General features: G+C 71.2%; 6 protein-coding genes. 2 read left to right on the top strand and 4 right to left on the bottom strand.

Annotated elements, in window-relative coordinates:
- Nucleotides 1–293: 293 nt before the first annotated feature.
- Nucleotides 294–1,280 (top strand): arabinan endo-1,5-alpha-L-arabinosidase, encoded by a 987-nt coding sequence (locus FGW31_RS23850; RefSeq protein WP_142195542.1) that lies wholly within the window; start codon nucleotides 294–296, stop codon nucleotides 1,278–1,280.
- Nucleotides 1,262–2,695 (top strand): family 43 glycosylhydrolase, encoded by a 1,434-nt coding sequence (locus FGW31_RS23855; protein ID WP_142195543.1) that lies wholly within the window; start codon nucleotides 1,262–1,264, stop codon nucleotides 2,693–2,695. The genes FGW31_RS23850 and FGW31_RS23855 overlap by 19 nt, the downstream gene beginning before the upstream one ends.
- Nucleotides 2,696–2,789: 94 nt before the next feature.
- On the opposite strand, the gene FGW31_RS23860 is transcribed toward FGW31_RS23855, so the two are convergent.
- The 4 genes from FGW31_RS23860 to FGW31_RS23875 form a co-directional block, all read right to left on the bottom strand.
- Nucleotides 2,790–4,001, bottom strand: coding sequence for a helix-turn-helix domain-containing protein (locus FGW31_RS23860; protein WP_142195544.1), 1,212 nt, complete (start codon nucleotides 3,999–4,001; stop codon nucleotides 2,790–2,792).
- Nucleotides 4,002–4,218: 217 nt separating this feature from the next.
- Entirely contained in the window at nucleotides 4,219–5,160 is a 942-nt protein-coding gene (locus tag FGW31_RS23865) for a hypothetical protein (RefSeq protein WP_142195545.1), read from the bottom strand.
- A gap of 36 nt (nucleotides 5,161–5,196) precedes the next feature.
- Nucleotides 5,197–6,783 (bottom strand): DUF6801 domain-containing protein, encoded by a 1,587-nt coding sequence (locus tag FGW31_RS23870; protein WP_142195546.1) that lies wholly within the window; start codon nucleotides 6,781–6,783, stop codon nucleotides 5,197–5,199.
- A 107-nt stretch (nucleotides 6,784–6,890) separates the two neighbouring features.
- Entirely contained in the window at nucleotides 6,891–7,526 is a 636-nt protein-coding gene (locus FGW31_RS23875) for a hypothetical protein (protein ID WP_142195547.1), read from the bottom strand.
- Nucleotides 7,527–8,060: the final 534 nt, after the last annotated feature.

Here is an 8,060-nt window from a genome sequence, read left to right on the forward strand (position 1 = left end):
CCGGTGCGGCTCGTGTGCCTCCTGTGGGCGCGCGGGCCGCACTTCGGTGTGGACGCGCGCTGGAAGGGCTGGTCCCGGCGGCCGCTTCGTGACGTACGTGAGGAAGTCCGCCCAGGTGACGCCAGGAGAGGACAGGCCGAGGGTCCGCCTCGCCCTTCCGGTCGCGGCCGGCGCCGATCGGGGCTGCGCGGGCCATTGACGCGCAAGTGGTTCGATTCTACGGTCCGTTCGAACTTGCGATCGCTGTTCGGAATTCCGAACACACTGTCACCCCCACCGCAAGGAGAACCCGTATGAGCCGCACGTTCCGCACGCTCCGCAGGCGCACCACCCTGCTCGCGCTCCCCACCGCCGCGCTGCTCGCACTGATGCCGACCACCGCCTCGGCGTACCCCAACCCCGGCCACGTCACCGGGTCCGTCGTCACGCACGACCCGACGATGATCCGCACGTCCTCCGGGCAGTACCTGCTCTACGCCACCGGCGGCGGCATCAGCAGCAAGACCTCCACCGACCGCACCGCCTTCTCCGCCGGCGCCGACGCGTTCCCGTCCCGGCCCGGCTGGTGGTCGAACTACTCCTCCGTGCCGGAGGCCTGGGCGCCCGACATCTCGTACCACGGCGGCAAGTACCTGATGTACTACTCCGTCTCGAAGTTCGGCTCGAACACCTCCGCCATCGGGCTCGCCACCTCCAGCACCGGACAGCCGGGCAGCTGGACCGACCAGGGCACCGTGTACACCTCGAACTCCTCCAGCGACTACAACGCCATCGACCCCAACCTCTTCGTCGACGACGACGGCAAGTGGTGGCTGTCCTTCGGCAGTTGGTGGACCGGCATCAAGATGATCCAGATCAACCCGTCCACCGGCAAGCAGCTCTCCTCGAACACCACCCGCCACTCCCTCGCCTCCCGCCCCTCCGGGACGAAGGCCGTCGAGGCGCCGTTCATCGTCAAGCGCGGCGGCTACTACTACCTGTTCGCGTCGTACGACACCTGCTGCGCCGGCACCGGCTCGACCTACAAGGTCAAGGTCGGCCGCGCCACCGGCATCACCGGGCCGTACCGCGACAAGAACGGCGTGTCGATGATGAACAACGGCGGGACGCCGGTGCTCGAGTCGCACGGCAGCGTCATCGGCCCCGGCGGGCAGTCGATCATGAACGACGTCGACGGCGACCTGATCGTCTACCACTACTACGACGGCAACGACAACGGCACGCCCAAGCTCGGCATCAACCTCCTGAACTGGAGCAGCGGATGGCCCGTCGCCTACTGACCCTGCTGGCCGCGCTGCTGCTCGCCCTCACCCTCGGGCAGCCGTCCGCGCAGGCGGCGTCCTTCAGCAACCCCGTCAAGGCGCAGAAGGGCGCCGACCCGTGGATCGTCCGCCACGACGGCAACTACTACCTGGTCAGCACGTCCTGGACCGACGTCGTCACCGTCCGCAAGTCGCCCACCCTCGGCGGCCTCGCCACCGCCCCCAGCGTGCAGGTGTGGCAGGGCGACGCGGCCTCCCGGTGCTGCAACATCTGGGCACCGGAGCTGCACCACTTCAACGGACGCTGGTACCTGTACTACGTCGCCGGACAGAACGTCGCCGACTACAACCCCACCCAGCGCAGCCACGTCCTGGAGAGCGCCGGGTCCGACCCCTTGGGGCCGTACAGCTACAAGGGGCAGCTCAACTCCTCCTGGATGCTGGACCCGACGGTCGCCACCGTGAACGGGCAGCTCTACCTGTTCGGCAGCACGCACAACGGCACGCAGAACATCGTCGCCGCGCGCATGTCGAACCCGTACACGGTGAGCTCGGGCTTCACCACCGTCTCCACGCCCACCCACGACTGGGAGCGGCAGGGCGGCGCCGTCAACGAAGGGCCGGAGATCCTCCAGCGGGACGGGCGGACGTTCCTGATCTACTCCGCGAGCGGCTGCTGGACCCCCGACTACAAGCTCGGGCAGCTCACCCTGACCGGTCCCGACCCGACGTCCGCGTCCTCGTGGACGAAGAAGCCGACACCCGTCTTCCGGCGCAGCGACGGCAACGGCGTCTACGGGCCCGGGCACAACGGGTTCTTCACCTCACCGGACGGCAAGGAGAACTGGATCGTCTACCACGCCAACGACTCCGCCTCCGACGGCTGCGACAACGGGCGTACGGCACGGGCGCAGAAGTTCACCTGGAACGCGGACGGGTCACCGGACTTCGGCACGCCCGTGCGGCTCGGGGCCGGTCAGGCCGGGCCGTCCGGTGAGCCGGCCGCCGTCTCCACCACGTACACCCTCACCAACCGCAACAGCGGCAAGTGCCTGGACGTGGCGGGCGGGTCGACCGCGGACGGCGCCGACGTACGGCAGTACGCCTGCAACGGCGGCGCCAACCAGCGGTGGCGTCCGGAGGACCTCGGGGACGACACCCACCGGCTGGTGAACGTCGCCACCGGCAAGGTGCTGGACACCGAGAACTGCTCGTCCGCCGACGGCGCGAACCTGCGGCAGTGGTCGTGGCTGGACAACACCTGCCAGCGGTTCCGGTTCGTGGCCACCGACAGCGGCCATGTCCGCATCGTCAACCGGGCCACCGGCAAGGTCGCCGACGTCGCCGACTGCTCCACCGCCGACGGCGCCGACGTACGGCAGTGGGCCTGGCTGGACAACGCCTGCCAGCAGTGGCGGATCGATCCGGCGTGAGCGTCGGGCCCGGGTGAGTCCCGGGTGAGTTCCGCGGGAGTGCGCGCGTGGGTCGGCGTGAGGCGTGCGGGTGGCCTCACGCCGGCCGCGGGGATCACTCCGCGGTGCCGTGGTCCCGCAGGTGGAGCGAGCGCAGCGCCACCTCGAGGGCGAAGCGGTGGTCCGGGTCGGCGAGCCGGTCGCCCAGAAAGGTGTCCAGGGCCCGCAGGCGGTAGCGGACGGTCTGGGCGTGCACGCCCAGGATCTCGCCGACCTGCTCGGCCGGTGCCCGGGTGGAGACGTGCACCCGGAGCGTCTCGACCAGCCGGTCGCGCCGCTTCGCGGGCAGCTCGTCCAGCGGGGCCAGCTCACGGGCCGCGAGATGGCCGACGAGGGCCGGATCGGACAGCAGCCACAGGGTCGTCAGGTGGTCCTCGCAACGGACCAGCGGGGCGTCCGGCACGACACCGTCGTCGACGAACTGGAGCACCCGGCGGGCCCAGCGGACGGAGTCGGCGGCCCCCGCGACCGGGACGGTCAGGCCCACCGCGGCACGAGTGCCGGCCAGCGCCGAGCCGAGCATGTCGAGGCGTTGCGGAGTGACGTCCCCGGGGACGAGCAGATGCGGCTGCGGAATGTCGAGGTCGGCGAGGACGTCCGCGTCGAGCGCCGCCTGGATGTGCTCCGGCGCCGGAGGGCGCACAGCGACGAGGAAGCACGTGCGGGGCAGCTCCCAGGCGGCGGCCCGGCACAACTCGGAGACGGTGGTCCGGGGCAGCGGCGACGAGGCCAGGAGGAGGTGTAATAACTGTCTTCGTAACGCGGACACCTCCGACGCGGCCCGCTCCCGCACCTCCGCGTACCCCTCGCGGGTGACCGCCTCCAGCTCCTCGACGTACGCGAACAGGGCGTCGGCGAAGGCGAGGACGAGCGTGGGGGAGAGGCTGTGCTGCCGTCCCAGCGACTTGGCCCGGCGCAGCGCGATACGGGCGCCGAGCCGGTACGCGCCCTGAAGGACCTCCAGGTCACGGCCCTCGTAGGCCTCCACCCGGCCGAACCGGCGCAGCAGTTCGTCCCGCAGCTCCGAATTGCGGCCGGGGTCGGCCACACGGTCCACGAAGGCGGTCAGCGCCTGCTCGACACCTTGACGGATCGCGTCCCCGTCCGGGCCGTTCAGCAGCCGGCCGTAGACCGGGTAGGCGCGCGTGACCTCGGCCCGTATCTCGTTCAGCAGCCCCGGCAGCTCCGGCCGCATGAAGGCCGCGAACTGCCGGGGAAGGGGGTCGAGCGGTTCACCGAGCACCGAAGGGCGTGCGAATGAGGGCATGAGCGATCCCTTGCTCTCCGACATGTCCGGCGAGGAGGCCGGCCGGGCACCGCCCCCGCCGGACGGCGGACGGAACCCGGGGCCGGCCCACCAGGTGCACACCGGTTGGAAGCTGAAGGTAAATCAACTTCCGTGTGCTGTACACCACTTGGGAAGAAACCGCTTCACGGGGCATGGGCGGTCACCGGGACGCCCGTGCCCCGCGGTGCCGTGTCCGTCACCGGACGGCGGAGTGCCAGTTCTCCGCCAGGACCCGGCCGGCGTCGGGGACGACGGTGCCGGGCGCGTTGAGGCCGGTGAGGTGGGTCCGGGTGTCGTCCAGGGTGAGGCTGTTGTTGCCGGCGGCGGAGGGCAGGCCGGTCTTGGCGTTGACGGCGGCGTTGATCAGCCCGACGTTCAGGCCGCAGCCGGTGGCTCCGGGAACGGCGAAGGCGCTGTCGTTCTGCGTGGCGCCGGTGAGGTTGATCCGGCTCATCTCGCCGGCCTCGTCGGGCGTGCCGTCGCCCTGGAAGAAACTCATCCCGAACTCCGGGTAGTTCAGGTTCTTCGGGCGCAGCACGATCGGCTGGGCCGCCGACCCGATGTAGCACTTGTCGCCCAGCAGCGGGTTCTCCAGGTGGATACGGACCGGCAGGGCGACGATGGGCAGGTCCGTGAGGACGCCCGCGGTCTGGTCGAAGGCGTAGGGCGCGCCGACGGACTCCATGGTGGCGGTGATCCGGTTGAGGTCGGAGTTCTCCAGCGTCCGGCAGATGCCGGTGATCACCGGGATGTCGCTCGGGCACATCAGGCCGAGCAGGCCGCCGGGCACGGTCGCGGAGTCGGCGACGAGCGCGCCGGACGGCGGGGCGACGACGCTGCTGGTGCCGTCGGCGTTCTGCACGACACCGAGCTGGAGGTTCGTCCTCCCCGTGACCACGGTGGTCCTACCCAGCTTGATGGACCCCTTGGCGGAGGTGGAGACCACGCACTGCGGCGTCCTGTCGACGCCGTCGGCGGCCAGCATCGCCGGGGCGTCGACGGGGCAGCGGGTGAAGGGCGCCCACTCGCCGTTCAGGGCCGGGTCGGCGGCGGTCGCGGTGCCCAGGGAGGCGAGGGCGCCGAGCGCGGTCAGCGCGGACACGGCGGCGAGTCTGGTACGGGTGGAGAGCGAGGGCATGGTGGTGGCCTTCCGTTGGAGTGGGGGTGGCTCGGCTCAGCGCTCGGGGACGGGAATGTCGCGGGGCTGCAGGTCCTCGGTGCACTCGTTCTCGTTGAAGACCTGCACCGCGCACGTCTGGCCCTGGATCTGCTTGATGTGGTTGCCGGGGCCGGAGACGGAGGCGGTGAGGAGGCGGTCGAGGTCCTCGCCGCCGGTGCCGCAGCCGGTGAAGGCCGGGATGGTCACTTCGCCGGTCAGCGGGCCGCCGGAACTCAGCAGATAGCCGACGGGCTGGTCGGGCGGCTGGTGCGTGCTGCTGCCGGACAGCACCAGATGGTCACCGGGGAACTTCCCGGGCTCGGGCTCGGGGGAGCGCAGGGGCTTCTCCGTCCGGCAGGCGGATCCGACCTCCAGCGGCGTCCCGTTGACCTCGAGCGCCGTCACCCGCAGCACCAGCGGCACCCGCACCCGGGTCTCCAGGCGGGTGAACAGCGTGACGAACGAGGTCTCGCCGGCGGCGTCCATGGTCATCGGGCCCGTCTGCTCCAGCACCATGGTGGCCTTCGTCGGGGTGAAGCCGAAGGTCAGGAAGGTGGCCTCGAAGGGCGGGGTCTGCGCGCGGCCCTGGTGGCGGAGCGTGCCCTCCGAGTGCTGCGACAGATAACCCCCGGTGAAGTCCGGGAAGAACTCGATGTCCGTGGGGCCCTGCTCGATCAGCACGCAGGACAGGGGCAGCAGCGAGGCGCCCTTCAGCTTCTTCACGTTCGTGTAGCCGGTGACGTAGGCGTTGAGCGACGCCGAGGTGGACGGATGGGAGTCGTCGTAGCGGCACGGCGGGGCGGCGCGGTCCGCGGCGGCGCCGCCGGGCGCGTTCTCCGTCACCTCGGGCGCGCGCTCGTCCTGCCGGTCCCCGGGTTCGTCCGGCGGGCCGGAGGACGACCCGGAGGACGGGTCGGACGGCGAACCGGACGACGGGTCGGGTGCGGTCGGCGGGTCGTCCGGTTCCGTGCCCGGCGTCCCGACCGGCACGGTGGCCAGCAGTCCACGCTCCGGTGCGTCCGCGGGCAGGGAGCAGTCGACGGTCAGCGCACCGGGGCCCGCGGTGGCGCCGTCCGTGGTGCCGGGTTCCAGGTCGAGGGCGAGAGCACCGGCGGTGAACGTCAGGTCGCCCTCGTCCCGGCCGGTCACCGAAGGGACGTCGCCGGTGGAGGTCAGCGTCAGCGGCCCGGCGGCCGGAAGGGCGACGGGCTCGGCGCTGCCCCGCCAGGTCGCCGTGGCCCCGGCCGCGTTCTGGGCGACACCGACGCCGAGGCGGGTCGCCGCCCGCACGGTGGCCGCCCCGGCCGAGGCGAGGTCCGCGACCGCCTCCGCCGGGAGCACCGCGGTGGTGGTGACGCCGGTGGGAGTGAACGCCTCGCCCGGCTGCGCCCGTTGCGGGAACGTCGCCGTGACCCGCACCGTCACCGCCCGTTCCCCCGACGGGAACGCGCAGACGTAGGGGAGTTCGACGTCGGTCTCCTGGGTGCCGGCGGCGGAGGCCGCGGCCGGGATCACGGCGGCGAGCACGACGAACGCGCCGATCGCCGCGCTCCTGGCGCGGACGCGCGGCGGGCGCGGGACGGCGGCACGGTGGCCTCTCATGCGGGTCCCTTCACATCGCTCGGGAGAGGGTCTTCGAAGGGTTCGGCCGGACCGTCCGTGTCCGCCCGGCCGGGGAGCCGGCCGGGCGGACGGGAACGGGTGGCGCCTTACGGGTTGGAGCCGACGATCTTCGGGATGGTGCCGTTCGACGCCTTGATGACGTAGTTGCCCTTGAAGGTCGGCTTGGTGGCGGTCGTGACCACCGAACCGCAGTTGACGGGCGCGGGGTCGGCGCTGACGGCCAGGTCACCGGAGACGCTGTTGACGGCGAGGACACCGGTGGAGTTGGTGTACGTGCCGGAGGCCTTGCCCGTCACCGTGAACTTGCAGGCGCCGGCGGTCACATTCGCCTTGACGTTGCCGACGTAGCCCTTGGTGACGCCGGTCGCCGCGTCGTAGTCCTGCGCGACGACGGTCCAGGGAGTGACGGCCACCGTGGTGACGTTGCCCAGGACGCTGGTGCACGGAGACGTCGCGGTGCCGAAGTTGATGGCGGCGATGGTGGCGACCGTGGCCGGGTTGCCGGTGGTGCTCGCCATGGTTCCCGAGGCGCCCGACGTCGTGCACGTCATCGGGATGGTGGCGGTCAGCACGATGTTGCCGCTGTTCGTCGCCGTGTAGCTGCCCGACGGCGTGACGGTCCACACCGTGGAGGGCGCCGCCGAAGCGGGTGCGGCGGCAAGGCCGAAGGCGGCCGCGGCCGCACCCGCCACAACGGCCAGTTTTCTCGTCTTCTTCTTCATGAGTCGGGGATTCTCCTTGTGATCGACCGGCAGAGATGGGCCGCGGGCCGAAGAGATCGAGGGAGCGGCCGGCACGGCCCGCGGCTCGGTGTTCCCTGTCCGCGAACCATGACGTTACTGGCGGGAAACTTGACCCAACAATGCCGCCGTTCAAGATTCTTTGAAAAAGGCAACCAACTGTTTCCGGGGTGAGTGGTCCGCGGTTTGCGTTAGTCACCCGGTGCCAATGTCGAAGCCGTCGGCCGGTGATGTCCGACCTTCCGGTCCGGCATCCTTCCCGCGCCGTGTTGCTCACCCGGTGACAAGTTCCCGGACTGCGTTTGTCTCCGCGCTGACAGGTTCGGGGCGGGCGAAGTCGGTATCCCGGAAAACTTGGATTCCGGTATTGCCCACCGACATTACTCGACCGTAACGTGCCGGTGTGCTGCCTGGTTCCGGGCCGGCGCCCCCGGCCGGCCGGAGTCACGACGGGTGCTTTCCGGCCCCTGTGTCCACCGGGCCGGGCATCCGTCGGCAGGGGGCCCCGGCCCCCCC

It is taken from the genome of Streptomyces calvus, from assembly GCF_006782915.1.
GTDB classification, from domain to species: Bacteria; Actinomycetota; Actinomycetes; order Streptomycetales; family Streptomycetaceae; genus Streptomyces; species Streptomyces calvus.